This is a genomic window from Mycobacterium angelicum (genome assembly GCF_002086155.1).
In the GTDB taxonomy this organism is placed as follows: Bacteria; Actinomycetota; Actinomycetes; order Mycobacteriales; family Mycobacteriaceae; genus Mycobacterium; species Mycobacterium angelicum.
Window position 1 is genome coordinate 1 of sequence record NZ_MVHE01000297.1, and the last position, 468, is coordinate 468.

A 468-nucleotide genomic window follows, 5' to 3' on the forward strand; every position below is an offset into this window, starting at 1 on the left:
CCGCCACCTCCACCGACGCCGCCTACTCCGCCGGCACCCCCGATTCCGGCACTGCCTAAGCGGCCCAGCAGCCCACGAGCGCCACCGGCGCCGCCGCTTCCACCATGACCTCCATGGCCGCCATCGCCGCCCTTGCCGCCGCCGCCGCCGTCGCCGCCGTCGCCGCCATCGCTTCCGGAGACGCCGGAGATACCCGCGCCGCCTTGCCCGCCCATGCCACCCATGGCACCAGGCGCTCCCATGCCGCCGGCTCCGCCGCTACCGCCGTGGCCGCCGGCGCCGCCGTCGCCGATAAGCAGTCCACCACGACCGCCGGCCCCGCCGGACCCGCCGGAGAGGCCGCCATCACCGGCCGCGCCGAAGCCGCCAACACCACCCGTACCTCCGTCGCCGGCGCTGGCACTTCCCGTGCTCGCGCCGCCGCCTCCGCCGGTGCCGCCGGCCGCTCCGATGCCGCCATCACCACCC

At 78.0% G+C, this 468-nt stretch carries 1 protein-coding gene; it reads right to left on the bottom strand.

Annotated elements, in window-relative coordinates:
- Nucleotides 1-468 (bottom strand): hypothetical protein (locus BST12_RS32695; protein WP_211281423.1); only part of this gene is annotated, 468 nt, incomplete at both ends.